The following is a 16398-nucleotide window of genomic DNA, read 5'->3' as shown; positions in this document are numbered from 1 at the left end:
GTTCAAAATGTTATCCGGTATTAGCCCCGGTTTCCCGGAGTTATCCCAGTCTTATGGGCAGGTTACCCACGTGTTACTCACCCGTCCGCCGCTAACTTCATAAGAGCAAGCTCTTAATCCATTCGCTCGACTTGCATGTATTAGGCACGCCGCCAGCGTTCATCCTGAGCCAGGATCAAACTCTCCAATAAAGTTAGTTTGTCTAGCATCTAAAATAAAAATTGACGTTTCACGTTGTTTGTTTCGTTCAGTTTTCAAAGAACTACTTGGCCGCTCATTTGCGACTTCCTTATGTTAACATCTTCGTTAGTTAATGTCAACTAAGTTTTTCATTTTGTTTGTCGCTTGCGACGTTAATGTCATCGGCGACTTGTTCTATATTACACCTCTAAAGTATAATCGTCAATACGTTTTTATAAAAAATATAAAAAGGCTTATTTCTTTTAAAATAAGCCTTTTTATCACATATCATTCTATTCATTTATTATTTCTCTATAATTGGTAACGAGACGATAAATTGAATAATACCATCCCTATATTCCGCTCGAATACTACCACCTTGTAACTCAACAATACTTTTCGCAATCGCTAAACCGAGTCCCGACCCTTCCGTTACTCTACTTCGAGATTGATCTTTCTTATAGAAACGTTCAAATAAATTCGCTAACTCTTCTCTCGTAAAATCTTCACTATGATTCGCAATTACAATTTGTATATCCCTACGCTGCCTTTGAAGAGAAACTTTTATCTCTCCATCATCTTTACTATACTTAATTGCATTCATTAGTAAATTATCAAATACACGAACCATCTTTTCCGAATCAATCGATGCATAAGCACGTTCCTCAGGAAACTTCTTAACAAACGTAAGTCCATGCTCTTCCGCTTGCGGTACTAACTCTTCTATTAATTGCTCCAATAACTCATTTACACATACTTCTTGTTTTTCTAATACAACTTGTTCATTCGTTAACTTCGTATACTCAAATAAATCTTCTATTAAATTCTTTAACTGCTCTGACTTCGCAAAAGCAATTCTCGTATATTCATCGTGTTGCTCTTTATTTTCATATTTAGAATCTCGAAGCAATCGCAAGTAACCCATAATAGAAGTCAGTGGTGTACGCAAATCGTGAGATACATTTGTAATAAGCTCGTTCTTTTGCTTCTCTAATTTACGTTCCTTTTCTATATTATTCATAAGCTCTTCTGCCATATTATTAATATTTTCTGTTAAAGATGCAATCTCATCTTCACCTTTCTTCTCTATACGATACGCTAAGTTGCCTTTTTCTATTTCCTTTACACCTTGTGCCATCGCTTCAATTTGCTTCATCTTTCTCTTTGTTATATAGAAGAAAGAGAAAATGAATACGAGTACACCAATTAAAAATGGGAATGGCCCTTCTACTTTATAATACACTACTTCTCCTTGAGGAATTCCGCTCACAAACATATACAAATTTTTACCTTCAATTGTAATAGGTGAGAAAGTAATAAACTCTTTTCTAGATCTTTCAATATCATTATTATTTGAATAATTGATAGCAAACGAAGTTGCATTACGAATTGTATTATGCAAATTAATTTGTTCTTCTTGCGCCTGCTTCGTTTTATACAAAACCTTACCACTTTCATCCGTAACTAATATTTTAAAAGCATCCTGCCTCTGCTCTAAATTTTCATTTTCTAGCTCTATCATACTTTGTACAGCATCTAATTTATTTGCATCAACCATCATTTCCGCGGTACTTTGCGCTTTACGATTAATTTGTTCCATACCATCTCTATAATTAATCTCAGCATGTCGACTAGCATCTTCAAAAACAGGTGCTACTATCTTCGTTGATACAAAGAGTCCTAATAACGCACAAGCAGTAAATGCAGTAATAAGTTGAATTCGTATACTCCGTTTCACACTCTTTATTATCTTCCTAATTAATTCTCGAATTTTCCTAACATAAGTAAACGGATTAAATATCTTTTTCAATCTTATACCCCACTCCCCATACTGTTTTTATATATCTAGGTTTCCTTGGATTCTCCTCAATCTTTTCACGTACTTTTCGAATATGCACCATTACCGTATTATCAGACTGGAAAGATCTTTCGTTCCAAACCTTTTCATAAATTTGTTCCGCGCTAAAGACCATACCCGGATTACGAGCTAGTAATTCTAGAATTGAAAATTCCCTTGGGGTCAGTTTCACTTCTTCTCCGTCCACAATAACTTTATGGGTCGAGATGTTTATTTTCATCTCTCCAATTTCTAGCTCGTCCTCATTTTGTATAGCGAAACCATTCATTTTCATATAACGGCGTAACTGAGATTTAATTCTTGCGATTAACTCTAACGGATTAAATGGTTTCGTTACATAATCATCTGCACCCGTTGTTAACCCTAAAATCTTATCCATATCTTGCGTTTTCGCAGAAAGCATAATAATAGGCATTTCTTTCGCTTCCCTTACCTTCATACACATATGAATACCATCCACTTTCGGCATCATAATATCTAATACGACTAGATGTACTTCATTTTCTTCTAGTAAACGTAATCCTTCTTCTCCGTCTCCTGCTTGTAATACTTTATATCCTTCATTCTTTAAATAGATTGTAATTAAATTCCGAATTTCTTTTTCATCATCTACGACAAGTATTGTTTCGTATGCCACAATATCTCCCCCATCACTTTTTTAATCCCTAACTTCTATTATAGGAAAACTTCTGAAGAAAAACGCTCGGAAATCCTTAAGTTTTTCTGAAGACGCAAAAAAGGTCTAGACTCCCCTTAAGTCTAGACCTTTCAAAAAACCCCTTTTATTTACGAACGTAGATGAAATATAGTACGAATAAAACTCCCATAACATACATAATCGGATGAACCTCTTTACGACGACCACTTACTACCATTGTAATTGGATAGAAGATAAATCCAATCGCAATCCCAGTTGCGATACTATACGTAAGTGGCATAGAGATAATTGTAAAGAATGCTGGTACTGCAATCTCGAATTTCTTCCAATCAATTTCCCCTAAGGAAGAAACCATCAAGATTCCTACAATAATTAAAGCCGGTGCCGTTACAGCTGGCGTTACAACACTTAGTAATGGCGAGAAGAATAGTGCCAGTAAGAAGAATCCTGCTGTTACAACTGCTGTAAATCCAGAACGCCCTCCCGCTGCTACCCCTGCAGAAGATTCAATGTAAGACGTTGTTGTTGATGTACCCAAGATCGCACCAATTACAGTTGCAATCGCATCTGCAAATAACGCTTTTCCTGCACGTGGTAATTTATTGTTCTTCATTAATCCTGCTTGATTCGCAACCGCTACAAGCGTACCTGCTGTATCAAAGAAATCTATAAAGAAGAACGTTATAATAACAATCCCCATTTGAACTGTGAAAATATCGCCGAAGTGCGTTAACGCCACGCCGAACGTTGGTTCTAGACTCGGTATTGCTCCCACCACAGCTTTCGGAGTATCAATTAATCCTGTTGCAACTCCTAAGATCGCTGTAAGAATCATACCGTAAAATACTGCACCATTAACTTTCTTAATCATGAAGATGATCGTAGTAACAACCCCGAAGATTGCTAGTAACGTTGTGCCCTTTGTTAAGTCCCCCAACCCAACGAGAACCGCATCGTTTTTCACGATAATTCCGGCATTTTGGAATCCAAGGAAAGCAATGAATAATCCAATACCTGCTGCTACTGCAAACTTTAACTCCGATGGAATTGCATTAATGATTTTTTCACGAATACCTGAAGCAGTAAGAATAATAAAGATAATACCTGACATTAATGTTCCAGCAATGGCCGTTTGCCACGGAATACCCATCGTTAACACTGCTGTATAAGCAAAGAACGCGTTAATTCCCATACCCGGCGCTAAAGCAATTGGATACTTCGCGAAAATACCCATAATTAACGAACCGATCGCTGCCGCTAATGCCGTAGCAACGAATACTGCACCTGGATCCATCCCTGTACCTGCTGGTAACCCTTTAACATTTCCAAGCGACAGCGTAGCAGGATTGACAAATAGTACGTAAGCCATAGATAGAAATGTCGTTAACCCTGCTATGAACTCAGTCTTATAATTCGTACCGAGCTCATCAAACTGAAAATAGCGTTTCATCTTACGTTTCCCCCGTTATATGATTACTCGCCGCATTTCTCCTAGCCCTCTTTTATCCCGAGAAATAAAAAAGGCTTCCATTGCATTTATACATGGAAGCGTTCTATAAACAAAGACAAGTTTCCCCTCATCTTTATACAAACGCCTCGTAGTCAAGCCATTTACGGTAGCTAGGTAGAAACTTTCGGGCCATATCCCCGATATTATACGACGGCTATAATATTCACTTTTCGTTTGAATTACATAATCATATTAACTCGACGAAGTAGTTTTGTCAATTTAAAAACGAACATTTTTATAAAATTTTATAGTTTCGTTCGTATTAATACCAAAATAAAAAAGATCCATCTATGCATAAGCAATAGATGGACCTTTTTATAAATACTATTCCCACTCAATCGTTGCTGGTGGCTTACTCGTTACATCATACACGATACGGTTAACGTGTTTTACTTCGTTTACGATACGTACAGAGATTTTCTCTAATACGTCCCAAGGGATACGTGCCCAGTCAGCTGTCATACCGTCGATAGATGTTACCGCACGGATACCTACTGTGTAATCGTAAGTACGCTCGTCACCCATAACACCTACGCTACGCATACCAGGAAGCGCAGTGAAGTATTGCCAGATTTCACGGTCTAAGCCCGCTTTAATAATTTCTTCACGTAAAATCGCATCAGATTCACGAACGATTTCTAATTTCTCTTCTGTGATTTCACCTAATACACGAATACCAAGACCCGGTCCTGGGAATGGTTGACGCCATACGATTTCATCAGGAATTCCTAGTTCAGACCCTAATACACGTACTTCGTCTTTAAATAACGTGTTTAAAGGCTCGATTAATTTGAACTGCATGTCTTCTGGAAGTCCACCAACGTTATGGTGAGATTTAATTGTTTGTGCAGTTGCTGTACCACTCTCAACGATATCTGTGTAAAGTGTACCTTGCGCTAAGAAGTCCATACCTTGTAATTTAGACGCTTCATCATCAAATACGTAAATGAATTCGTTACCGATGATTTTACGTTTTTGTTCTGGATCTTCTACACCTTTTAACTTGTCCATAAAGCGGTCTTTTGCATCCACTTTAATAACGTTCATATGGAAGCCTTCGCTAAATGTTTTCATAACGCCTTCCGCTTCGCCTTTACGAAGTAAACCGTGATCAACGAAAATACATGTTAATTGGTCACCAATTGCTTTATGAATTAACACTGCTACAACAGAAGAGTCTACACCGCCGCTAAGTGCGCATAGTACTTTTTTGTCTCCAACCGTTTCACGGATTTTCTCTAATTCTACTTCGATAAAGTTCTCCATGTTCCATCCTTCAGAACAACCACAAGCACCGAATACGAAGTTTTTAATTAAATCGTTACCGTGCTCAGAGTGACGTACTTCTGGGTGGAATTGTACACCGTATAAGTTTTTGTCTTCATTGCTCATACCAGCAATTGGGCAAGATTCACTTGTTGCGTCTACTACGAATCCTTCAGGTAAACCAGTTACTAAGTCACCATGGCTCATCCATACAACTTGCTCTTCTGGAAGGTTCGCATATAATTTTGATTCGTTCTCTACTTTAAGAACAGCTTTTCCGTACTCGCGGTGATTTGCACGCTCTACTTTACCACCGAAGTGTTGCGTCATAAGCTGCATACCGTAACAAATACCGAAGATTGGTAAACCTAGTTCAAAGATTTTTTCATCACAATGTAATGCACCTTCACCATATACACTATTTGGTCCACCAGAGAAAATAATCCCTTTTGGATTCATTGCTTTAATTTCTTCTGCAGTAATTGTATGTGGATGAAGTTCACTGTATACACCGAACTCACGAATTCGACGTGCTATTAACTGATTGTATTGACTTCCAAAATCTAAAACGATAATTGTATCGTGTTGTTTCTTCAAAATAATCACCCCAACGTTAGTTCTCGTATATAAATATTTTCACCAATTTGGCGAAAAGCATTACCAATATAATAAAAAAAGCCAGTCCTCCGCCTCTAGTCTCATAACAAAGAAAAGGCAGGGGTCTGGCTTTATAAAGAAAGATAGTCTCCGCTCTTTATAAATATAAGACACACTGCCTTCATAGTCAGGTTGTTTACGGTAACCCGGTAGAGACTCTCAAACCATATCATTGAGGATATATGAAGGATCGTTTTATATTATCTTCCTAGATTCTAACAATGAAGTATCAATATGGTCAAGAGAGAAAGCGACAAAATTCTACAGAAATTCATTTCCTTTTTTAAAAAACATAAAAAAACATCCATTTCTATATAGAAATGGATGTTTTTTAGGGCAAACGGAATTACATCATTCCGCCCATACCGCCCATGCCCATGCCGCCCATGTCAGGCATTGCTGGTGCATTTGGTTCTGGCTTGTCAGCTACTACAGCTTCAGTTGTTAAGAACATAGCTGCAACAGATGCTGCGTTTTGAAGTGCAGAGCGAGTTACTTTAGCTGGATCTACGATACCAGACTCAAGCATGTTAACCCATTCGCCAGTAGCTGCGTTGAAACCAACGCCTACTTTTTCGCCTTTTAGACGCTCTACAACTACAGATCCTTCTAGACCAGCGTTGATTGCGATTTGGCGAACTGGCTCTTCTAGTGCGCGAAGTACAATGTTGATACCTGTTGCTTCGTCGCCTTCAGCTACGATAGAAGCTACTTTTGTGTATACGTTCATAAGTGAAGTACCACCACCTGCAACGATACCTTCTTCTACTGCTGCACGAGTTGAGTTAAGTGCATCTTCAATGCGAAGTTTGCGTTCTTTCAACTCAGTTTCAGTTGCTGCACCTACTTTAATTACCGCTACGCCACCTGCAAGTTTTGCAAGACGCTCTTGTAATTTTTCACGATCGAATTCAGAAGTTGTTTCTTCTAATTGCGCACGGATTTGACCGATGCGAGCTTCGATTTGTTCTGTGCTTCCTACACCTTCAACTACAGTTGTATTTTCTTTCGTTACAACAACTTTACCAGCGCGTCCTAAAGATTCAACTGTAGCAGATTTTAAGTCACGGCCTAATTCTTCAGTGATTACTTCGCCACCTGTTAAGATTGCGATATCTTCTAGCATTGCTTTACGACGGTCACCAAATCCAGGAGCTTTAACAGCTACTACGTTGAATGTACCACGAAGTTTGTTCACTACTAATGTAGCTAAAGCTTCGCCTTCTACATCTTCAGCAATGATAAGAAGTGGTTTACCTTGTTGTACCACTTGCTCTAATACTGGTAAGATTTCTTGAATGTTAGAAATCTTTTTGTCAGTGATTAAGATGTATGGGTTATCAAGAACTGCTTCCATTTTGTCAGAATCAGTAATCATGTAAGGAGATGCATATCCACGATCAAATTGCATACCTTCTACTACGTCTAATTCTGTTGTGAATCCTTTAGACTCTTCTAAAGTAATAACGCCGTCGTTACCAACGCGCTCCATTGCTTCAGCGATTAATTGACCTACTTCTTCGTCAGCTGCAGAAATAGCAGCTACTTGTGCGATAGAAGATTTGCCTTCGATTGGTTTAGAAATCGTTTTTAATTCTTCAATTGCAGCAGTAACAGCTTTTTCGATACCTTTACGAAGACCCATTGGGTTCGCACCAGCTGTTACGTTTTTAAGACCTTCACGAATCATAGCTTGCGCTAATACAGTTGCAGTTGTTGTTCCGTCACCAGCTACATCGTTTGTTTTGCTAGCAACTTCTGCTACTAACTTCGCACCCATGTTTTCGAATGCATCTTCTAATTCGATTTCTTTTGCGATTGTTACACCATCATTTGTAATAAGTGGTGAACCAAATTTTTTCTCAAGTACAACGTTACGACCTTTTGGTCCAAGTGTTACTTTTACTGCGTTTGCAAGAGTGTCGACACCGCGAAGCATCGAACGACGTGCTTCTTCACTAAATTTAATATCTTTTGCCATAATAATTGACCCCCTTGGATTTTTTAAGATTTATATAATTAACCGATAACTGCTAAAATGTCACTTTCACGTAAAATCAAGTAGTCTGTACCTTCATATTTCACTTCAGTACCTGCATATTTTGAGAAGATGATAAGATCACCTGCTGCTACCTCTAAAGCAACACGCTCACCATTCTCAAGCACTCGACCAGTACCTACTGCAACAACTTTACCCTCTTGTGGTTTTTCTTTTGCAGTATCTGGTAATACAATACCACTTGCTGTTTTTTCTTCTGCTTGAACAAGCTCAATTACAACGCGATCACCTAATGGCTTTAGCATGAACAATAACCTCCTCATTTTGTTATGTAAATTTCTTTTATTAGCACTCAAGTCATCCGAGTGCTAACACACTTATAATAATAAATAATCTCAATTTCTTTTGCAAGTAAAAAAATCATAATTTTTTCGCAAATTACTATATAAACTTTCTATATAGAATACCGCCTTTACTATATGAATCGTTGTTTCCCCTACTCGTATGTTACAATATGAAAGACACCCTAAGTTGTTTTCGCTAAACGTACAACTTTTTCCTGTCTCCTACTTTAATTTCAAATAAAGATTTACAAAAAAATCATAATTCGAATGAAAGTTTATATCGTAGATAACATATTTACATGTTATCCTACCTTATCTCATACACTAGAGTTAGAAAGGATGGTTAAACCATTTGAAGAAACAATACTGGTGGATTATCGTTACATACATTTTAATGCAGTTATCTGGCGTTGTTGGATTACCACTTCTCCTAAAAACAGGACTCTATGATAATAGAGGATTTACCATTGAGGAAAAAGGACAAATCATAATGGGACACTGGGCAATTATTAGCTTCTTTGTTGCATTATGTATCATACTTTGGTTACTTAGAACAGATATTCGTGACAGGCATTTAGATGCAATGCGCTCTTCTGTCCCAGCTACTATTGGATGGATTTTCATCGGGTTCTTCTTAGCTTTCTTTTCACAAATAGTTGCCGGTATGATCGAGATGCAGCTACTAGGAATTAAGCAAGGTTCAGAAAATACAATGAAACTGATGGAAATTGCAAGAACGACACCTTGGTTCCTTATTGTCGTATCTATAATCGGACCTATCTTAGAAGAAATCGTATTTAGAAAAATTTTATTTGGTGCACTTTATAAGAAGTTTAACTTCTTTATTGCAGCTATCATTAGTTCGCTTGTATTCGCAGCAATTCATTTTGATTTTACTCACTTATTGGTATACACTGCTATGGGGCTCGTATTCGCCTTCTTATATGTGAAGACGAAACGTATTATCGTTCCGATTGCAGCTCATGTTGCGATGAATACATTAGTTGCTATTGGGCAAATTTTTATGAGCAATGAGCAAATTCAAGAAATGATTAAAGAAGCTGAAAAAATGCAAGGCTTTATCGGAGGATTTTTTGTATGAGAAACTCACCATTGTTCATGGCTGCACTATACTTCCTTCTTGGATGTATCTTTACACGCTTGGCCATTACGAACGTGACAGATACAATCTGGAATATGTGGACAATACTATTTGCAGTTATGGCAACAATTGATTTTAATTTGGCACTTCGCCTTATATTAGTTAAATTCACAAAGAAGAAACAATAATAAAACGCAGAGGTCGCTTCCTCTGCGTTTTATTGTGGATAGTTTTTCAAAAAGTAAACTAATGTTTGTAACTCTACAGCTAAGTCAATATGATGAATTCTAATATTCTCTGATACGTTTAATCGCGCTGGTGTGAAATTCAAAATACCGTGCACGCTCGTTTCAGCTAATCTATCTGCTACAGCTTGTGCTACTGTGGCTGGTACTGTTAATATTGCCACTTGTATATCATTTGATAATCTCTCTTCTAATTCATCTAAATGATATACAGGAATGCCCCCGATTTCTGTTCCAACTTTCTCTTCACTAACATCAAATGCCATTTCAATTTTTGTATTATTGTTTTTCGTGAAATTATAATGTAAGAAAGCGGTCCCTAAATTACCTACTCCAATAAGTGCTACACGTGTTATATCATCTTGATCAAGTGTTTCGCGGAAAAATGATAATAAATAATTTACGTTATATCCATATCCCTTTTTCCCTAACGCTCCAAAATACGAAAAATCTCTTCGTATTGTTGCGGAATCTACTTTTACTGCCTCACTCAATTCGGCCGATGAAACACGCTGCTTACCAGAAAGAGATAAGTTTTGGATAAATCGATAGTATAGAGGCAATCTTTTAGCAGTGGCTTGTGGAATCTTTTGCTGATCCATATGACCTCTCCTCTCTTCCTATCATTATTCATATACTTTAATCAAATACAGAAGTTTAGCACTCATTAAATTCCTTGTATAATAAAGAGAAGAAGTATTCTCTCTTTATTTTAAACTATACACTATTTTTAGTATGATTGAGAAATATAAACATGGCAAAGTTAAGAAATTATTTGAGGTGAAAACATTGATTTTATTACAAGTAAACGCGCTTTCGAAATTATACGGTGCAGAAACAATTCTGGCAAACATAAAATTGGAAGTACAAACAAAAGATCGTATCGCATTAGTTGGAAGGAATGGAGCAGGAAAATCTACATTATTAAAAATAATCGCTGGTGAATTATCTCATGATGGTGGCGAAATTATAAAACCAAAAGATGTCTCAATCGGATATTTAGCTCAAAATACTGGACTAGAAACGTCTTTAACAATTTGGGATGAAATGCTAACCGTCTTTACCCACTTACAGCAAATGGAGACAAAACTTCGAAGGCTTGAGCAAGAAATGGGAAAAGAAGAAAACTTTTCAAACGAAGCTACATATGAAAGATTGTTAGCTGAGTATGACCAATTGCAACTCAATTATAAAGATCAAGGTGGATATCAATATGAAGCGGATATTCGCTCCATTTTAAGCGGCCTTGGCTTCCCAGTTGAAACGCACCAGACGACGATTTCTACTTTAAGCGGCGGGCAAAAAACAAGATTAGCTCTCGGGAAATTATTATTAACAAAACCAGACTTACTTATTTTGGATGAGCCTACAAACCATTTAGACATCGAAACATTAACGTGGCTTGAGCAATATTTACAAGGTTATCCTGGCGCAATATTAATCGTTTCACATGACCGTTATTTCTTAGACAAACTCGTTACACAAGTATATGAAATTTCGAATAAAGAAAGCAGACGATTTGTTGGTAACTACAGTAAATATTTAGACTTAAAATCAGCATTATATGAGCAAGAAATGAAACGTTACGAAAAACAACAAGATGAAATCGCAAAACTTGAGGACTTCGTTCAAAAGAATATAGCTCGCGCTTCTACAACGAAACGGGCTCAAAGTCGCCGTAAACAACTAGACAGAATGGAATTATTAACGAGACCATTAGGGGATTCTAAGTCAGCATCATTCCACTTCGATATTGAAAAGCAAAGTGGAAATGATGTTTTACAAGTAAATGATGCAACCATCGGCTATGATGAGAACCCTATAATTGAACATGTAACTATGCGCTTAACTCGCGGAGATAGTGTTGCTTTAGTTGGTCCAAATGGAATTGGGAAATCCACATTATTAAAGTCTATTGTGAATAAGTTACCACTATTAAATGGTGATGTTTCTTTCGGATCAAATGTATCTGTTGGTTATTATGATCAAGAACAAGCAAACTTAACATCTTCTAAACGGGTTTTAAATGAACTATGGGATGAATATCCACTGCAACCTGAAAAAGAAATCCGTACTATACTCGGGAATTTTTTATTCACAGGAGATGATGTACTGAAACCAGTATCTTCCCTTAGTGGTGGACAAAAAGCTCGATTAGCTCTTGCAAAACTTATGATGCAAAAATCAAATTTATTAATTCTAGATGAGCCTACGAACCACCTTGATTTAAATAGTAAAGAAATTTTGGAGAATGCTTTAATTGATTACCCAGGGACTCTTCTATTCGTCTCACATGACCGCTACTTTATTAACCGTGTAACAACGACTGTGGTTGAGTTATCAACAGAAGGTGCACAGGAATATTTAGGGGATTACGATTACTACGTTGAAAAGAAAAATGAAATGATTGAACGTGCAGAACTTGAACAGCAAGAAAGTGACATTCCTGTTCAAAAGGTGGTTGCACAAGAGAAATTAAATTATTTAGAAGAAAAAGAGCGTAAAAAACTAGAGCGTCAACGCACTAGAAAAATTGAAGAGCTAGAACAAAGTATATTAGAATTAGAAGAAGAAATTGCTACGTTAGAAGATCAACTTTGCTTACCAGAAATATATGCAGATTATGAAAAAGCTAGTGAAATTACAACTAAAAAGCAAACGCTACAAGAACAACTTGAAACTTGTATGGCAGAATGGGAAGAGCTGCATGTATAAGCATATTTAAATAAAGAAGATGTCTCATAAGTCAGGATTTTTGACTATGCGACATCTTCTTTTCTTTTAATACAGAAACAATTTTTTGAGTATATCAATCGTAACTTAGAATATACTAACGATTTTTCAAATATATCTATCGTAACCCTATATATATTAACAATTTGACACGAAATATCGATTTAACGACAAAGATTGACAATATTAGCATCTTCTATAATGGGGTGATGTTTCAAAATGTTTTTCGGGGATATCTTCTGGCCTTTTATTTCCCGAAAAAGAACAAATTCAAAGGTCTGACATCATCCTATTTATCCACAAGTTTATACACATATCCACCTTTATAAAATAAACCTCAAAATAACTTTTCCACATTATCCACAATCAACAAAAAAGTTATCAACATTTTATATACACAATAAAACCCATATTATCAACAGACAATATGGGTTTTATCCACAACCTGTGGTTAATTATGTGCATAACTATGCTTCAATATCTAATCCTGGATTTGCATTTAAGGCTAATGTTGCACGCTTACCTTGTTCATAAGCAATTGTCCCTGCCGCTGCAATCATCGCTGCATTATCTGTGCATAAAGATAGCGGCGGAATAATTAATTCAATGTTTTCTTTTTGTGCAAATTCCTCTTCTAATCGCGCACGAAGTCCTTTATTAGCAGCTACTCCACCAGCAAGAAGTAATTGCTTTACATTATAAGCTTCTGCTGCACGAGCTGCTTTCGTTACAAGTACATCTATTACACTTTCTTGGAAACTTGCCGCTAAATCTTCTGGCGCAATTTCTATACCGCGTTGTTTTGCATTATGCACAGTGTTGATAACTGCTGATTTCAATCCACTAAAGCTAAAATCATATGAATCCGGTTCTAGCCATGCACGAGGCAAATCAATTGTCGGTTCTCCTTCATGTGCAAGGCGATCAATATGAGGACCACCTGGATATGGCATAGATAACGTACGAGCTACTTTATCATATGCTTCTCCAGCTGCATCGTCTCGTGTTTCACCAATTACTTCAAATGAACCATGTTCTTTCATATAAACAAGTTCTGTATGCCCACCAGATACAACAAGTGATAATAACGGGAATTGAACTTCTTTTACTAAACGGTTCGCATAAATATGACCAGCAATATGATGAACACCGACTAACGGAATATCATGTGCAAACGCTACTGCCTTCGCTGCATTTACTCCAATTAGAAGTGCTCCTACTAAACCAGGACCTTCTGTTACAGCAATTGCATCAATATCATCAAATGTGATGTTTGCTTCCTTTAAAGCTTCTTCTAACACAACTGTAATTTCTTCTACATGATGACGGGATGCAATCTCTGGTACAACGCCGCCAAAACGTTTATGACTTTCAATTTGTGATGCAACGACATTCGCAATAATTTCCGTTCCATTTTTAACAACTGCTACTGCTGTTTCATCACAACTTGTTTCAATACCAAGTATAATCGTATTTTTTTCCATTATATATTCACCCACATTACGAGACCATCTTCCTGATTGTCTGCATAGTATCGTTTACGAATCCCACCATTTTGAAATCCGTATTTTCTGTATAACTGCTTTGCTACTTCATTTGATACACGTACTTCAAGTGTCATTGTTTTTACCCCTAGTTCTTTCGCTTCAGAAATAACTGCTTTCAATAGGGCATCTCCTAACTTTTGACCTCGGTATTCTGGCAAAATAGCTATATTTGTTATATGTGATTCATCAATAATTATCCACAATCCACAATACCCGATTACACGACCATCTTTTTCTAACACAATATAATGTGCATGTTCATTCATCGTTAATTCACGGTGAAAGGCATCTGCAGTCCAAGGAGTTGAAAAAGACGCTTCTTCAATAGCTACAATTTGAGCAATATCATCAAGCTCCATCTTTCTAAACATCATATCCATCTTCTGCAAGCTCCTACTTGTTTTGACTTTCTAACCACTTTGTTTCAGCTTCAGCTAAACGAAGATAGCTTGGAACAAACGTATGCACATCTTGTTCTTCTTTTTGTAATCCTAAGAATGCTAGCTCACTTGGTCTTGGGTTATTTTTAGTAAATGGAGCGAATACAGCTTGATCACCTAAATGTTCTATAATTGTTTCTTTATGCAATTTAACATCGTTACCGATAAATAAAACAGGCTGTCCTTTATCTTTTAACATTTGCAACCAGTCTACAATAAGAATAATTCGGTCTTCTTCTATTGAAGTTAACTGCTCTCCTTCATATGTATATAACCCAGTATAAATTTGCCCACGTCTTCCATCAAATAAAGGACAAATTAATCCGTTAAAGTTAGCACCGTTTGCAGCTACTACCTCTAAACTTGATACACCTACAATTGGTATTTGAAGTGACCAAGCTAATGTTTTCGCCGCTGTCACGCCTATGCGAACACCTGTATAGGATCCAGGTCCAGCAGCTACAACGATTTTAGTTAATTCCTTCGGTTTTACGCCACACTCTTTTAACAGTTTCTCTACAGCTGGCATAAGACGTACAGAATGGTTTTTTGTTAAATTTGTAATGATTTCCCCAATTACGTTTCCTTCCTCAATAAGGGATACACCCATTACGTAATTTGAAGTATCAATTGCTAGTACTTTCATCTTGTAATAGCTCCTCACATAATCTAATATAGCGATCTCCAATTGGCTCGAGTATAATTTTTCTTGTGTCATCTCCAGCATGGAATAAACTAATTTGTAACTTTTCATTCGGTAAATATGCTTCTATTAAATGAGCCCATTCTACTACCGTAATTCCTTCACCGTAGAAATATTCATCAAAGCCTAAGTCCTCTTCACTTTCTGCTAAGCGATACACGTCCATATGATATAGCGGTAATCTTCCTTTATATTCTTTGATGATATTAAAGGTAGGACTATTTACAACTCTTTTCACTCCAAGACCTTTTGCTAGTCCCTTTGTAAAAGTCGTCTTACCAGCTCCAAGATCTCCTTCTAAAATAATTACATCTTGTGCCTCTACGAGCTCACCTAGTTTTTCTGATAACCTTTGTGTTTCCTCAGAAGATTTTGTTGTTACTTCATATTTACTCACAGATTTCACCTACTTTACTCACAATGTTCTCTGCTCTTTATTATACAGGTTTTGAATATATAAAAAAGTCCTTAGGAGTTGTCCTAAGGATAGTTTGACTGTCTTTATTAGTTTTTTGTTAAAACAAATAAAAAAATACGAAACAACTTGTTTCGTTCTTTTCTTTATATGAAATGGCGGTCCCGACCGGGGTCGAACCGGCGATCTCCTGCGTGACAGGCAGGCATGTTAACCACTACACCACGGGACCATTTGGTTGCGGGGACAGGATTTGAACCTGCGACCTTCGGGTTATGAGCCCGACGAGCTACCGTGCTGCTCCACCCCGCGACAATATAAATAGCTTGGCGACGTCCTACTCTCACAGGGACAAGGTCCCAACTACCATCGGCGCTAGAGAGCTTAACTTCCGTGTTCGGTATGGGAACGGGTGTGACCTCTCTGCCATCATCACCAAACTATTGAAGGCATATTCCTTCAAAACTAGATAACATTGCTACATATTATATGGTTAAGTCCTCGATCTATTAGTATTCGTCAGCTCCACATGTCACCATGCTTCCACCTCGAACCTATCAACCTGATCATCTTTCAGGGATCTTACTAGCTTACGCTATGGGAAATCTCATCTTGAGGGGGGCTTCATGCTTAGATGCTTTCAGCACTTATCCCTTCCGCACATAGCTACCCAGCTATGCCCTTGGCAGAACAACTGGTACACCAGCGGTGCGTCCATCCCGGTCCTCTCGTACTAAGGAC

General features: G+C 37.3%; 14 protein-coding genes, 2 tRNA genes, 1 rRNA gene, 2 riboswitches and 1 other annotated feature. Of the genes, 3 read left to right on the top strand and 14 right to left on the bottom strand.

All coding sequences use genetic code 11. From position 1 onward, the window contains the following. Window positions 1–484: 484 nt before the first annotated feature. The 6 genes from BAQ53_RS01325 to groES form a co-directional block, all read right to left on the bottom strand. Window positions 485–1990 carry a HAMP domain-containing sensor histidine kinase gene (locus BAQ53_RS01325; RefSeq protein ID WP_000719249.1) on the bottom strand — a complete coding sequence of 502 codons (1506 nt, stop codon included), beginning with the start codon at window positions 1988–1990 and terminating at the stop codon, window positions 485–487. Beyond that, complete coding sequence (locus tag BAQ53_RS01320; protein ID WP_046945167.1) at window positions 1974–2675, bottom strand: response regulator transcription factor; 702 nt, start codon at window positions 2673–2675, stop codon at window positions 1974–1976. The genes BAQ53_RS01325 and BAQ53_RS01320 overlap by 17 nt, the downstream gene beginning before the upstream one ends. Window positions 2676–2820: 145 nt before the next feature. After that, on the bottom strand, window positions 2821–4146 hold the full coding sequence (locus tag BAQ53_RS01315; RefSeq protein ID WP_000833096.1) for an NCS2 family permease: 1326 nt from the start codon (window positions 4144–4146) through the stop codon (window positions 2821–2823). Between the two features lie 129 nt (window positions 4147–4275). Further along, window positions 4276–4377: riboswitch (purine riboswitch) on the bottom strand. Between the two features lie 153 nt (window positions 4378–4530). Beyond that, complete coding sequence (gene guaA / locus BAQ53_RS01310) at window positions 4531–6069, bottom strand: glutamine-hydrolyzing GMP synthase (RefSeq protein ID WP_000743911.1); 1539 nt, start codon at window positions 6067–6069, stop codon at window positions 4531–4533. 164 nt (window positions 6070–6233) lie between these two features. Then, window positions 6234–6335: riboswitch (purine riboswitch) on the bottom strand. A gap of 140 nt (window positions 6336–6475) precedes the next feature. Then, window positions 6476–8110, bottom strand: a complete 1635-nt coding sequence (groL, locus tag BAQ53_RS01305) for a chaperonin GroEL (RefSeq protein ID WP_001029993.1) — start codon at window positions 8108–8110, stop codon at window positions 6476–6478. Between the two features lie 38 nt (window positions 8111–8148). Beyond that, window positions 8149–8433, bottom strand: coding sequence for a co-chaperone GroES (groES, locus tag BAQ53_RS01300; RefSeq protein ID WP_000917311.1), 285 nt, complete (start codon window positions 8431–8433; stop codon window positions 8149–8151). A gap of 391 nt (window positions 8434–8824) precedes the next feature. On the opposite strand from groES, the gene BAQ53_RS01295 reads away from it, so the two are divergent. Both BAQ53_RS01295 and BAQ53_RS01290 read left to right on the top strand, forming a co-directional pair. After that, window positions 8825–9574, top strand: a complete 750-nt coding sequence (locus BAQ53_RS01295; protein ID WP_000745321.1) for a CPBP family intramembrane glutamic endopeptidase — start codon at window positions 8825–8827, stop codon at window positions 9572–9574. Continuing rightward, the gene (locus tag BAQ53_RS01290) at window positions 9571–9762 is read left to right on the top strand and encodes a YdiK family protein (protein WP_001246205.1); all 192 of its coding nucleotides are present in this window, start codon (window positions 9571–9573) and stop codon (window positions 9760–9762) included. Before BAQ53_RS01295 ends, BAQ53_RS01290 begins: the two co-directional genes overlap by 4 nt. A 29-nt stretch (window positions 9763–9791) precedes the next feature. On the opposite strand, the gene BAQ53_RS01285 is transcribed toward BAQ53_RS01290, so the two are convergent. Further along, window positions 9792–10421, bottom strand: a complete 630-nt coding sequence (locus BAQ53_RS01285; RefSeq protein ID WP_000372699.1) for a redox-sensing transcriptional repressor Rex — start codon at window positions 10419–10421, stop codon at window positions 9792–9794. 187 nt (window positions 10422–10608) lie between these two features. Between BAQ53_RS01285 and BAQ53_RS01280 the strand changes: the two genes are divergently transcribed. Then, window positions 10609–12534: an ABC-F family ATP-binding cassette domain-containing protein gene (locus BAQ53_RS01280; protein WP_000602151.1), complete on the top strand. Its 1926-nt coding sequence runs from the start codon at window positions 10609–10611 to the stop codon at window positions 12532–12534. Between the two features lie 485 nt (window positions 12535–13019). On the opposite strand, the gene tsaD is transcribed toward BAQ53_RS01280, so the two are convergent. The 7 genes from tsaD to rrf all read right to left on the bottom strand — a co-directional run bounded on the left by tsaD (window position 13020) and on the right by rrf (window position 16097). Continuing rightward, window positions 13020–14036 carry a tRNA (adenosine(37)-N6)-threonylcarbamoyltransferase complex transferase subunit TsaD gene (gene tsaD / locus BAQ53_RS01275; protein ID WP_000414585.1) on the bottom strand — a complete coding sequence of 339 codons (1017 nt, stop codon included), beginning with the start codon at window positions 14034–14036 and terminating at the stop codon, window positions 13020–13022. Further along, entirely contained in the window at window positions 14036–14479 is a 444-nt protein-coding gene (gene rimI, locus BAQ53_RS01270; RefSeq protein ID WP_131252214.1) for a ribosomal protein S18-alanine N-acetyltransferase, read from the bottom strand. The genes tsaD and rimI overlap by 1 nt, the downstream gene beginning before the upstream one ends. Before the next feature lie 13 nt (window positions 14480–14492). Beyond that, entirely contained in the window at window positions 14493–15185 is a 693-nt protein-coding gene (gene tsaB / locus BAQ53_RS01265) for a tRNA (adenosine(37)-N6)-threonylcarbamoyltransferase complex dimerization subunit type 1 TsaB (RefSeq protein WP_000865753.1), read from the bottom strand. Further along, window positions 15166–15639, bottom strand: a complete 474-nt coding sequence (gene tsaE, locus BAQ53_RS01260) for a tRNA (adenosine(37)-N6)-threonylcarbamoyltransferase complex ATPase subunit type 1 TsaE (RefSeq protein WP_000049642.1) — start codon at window positions 15637–15639, stop codon at window positions 15166–15168. The genes tsaB and tsaE overlap by 20 nt, the downstream gene beginning before the upstream one ends. 174 nt (window positions 15640–15813) lie before the next feature. Continuing rightward, window positions 15814–15889 (bottom strand) — tRNA-Asp (locus BAQ53_RS01255). Between the two features lie 3 nt (window positions 15890–15892). Then, window positions 15893–15969 (bottom strand) — tRNA-Met (locus BAQ53_RS01250). A gap of 12 nt (window positions 15970–15981) precedes the next feature. After that, window positions 15982–16097, bottom strand: a 5S ribosomal RNA gene (gene rrf, locus BAQ53_RS01245). Window positions 16098–16158: 61 nt separating this feature from the next. Continuing rightward, window positions 16159–16398: a sequence feature (23S ribosomal RNA rRNA prediction is too short), on the bottom strand.

Source organism: Bacillus sp. B25(2016b) (assembly GCF_001679765.1).
Lineage (GTDB): Bacteria > Bacillota > Bacilli > Bacillales > Bacillaceae_G > Bacillus_A > Bacillus_A thuringiensis_K.
This window is presented reverse-complemented; position numbering and strand designations above follow the sequence as displayed.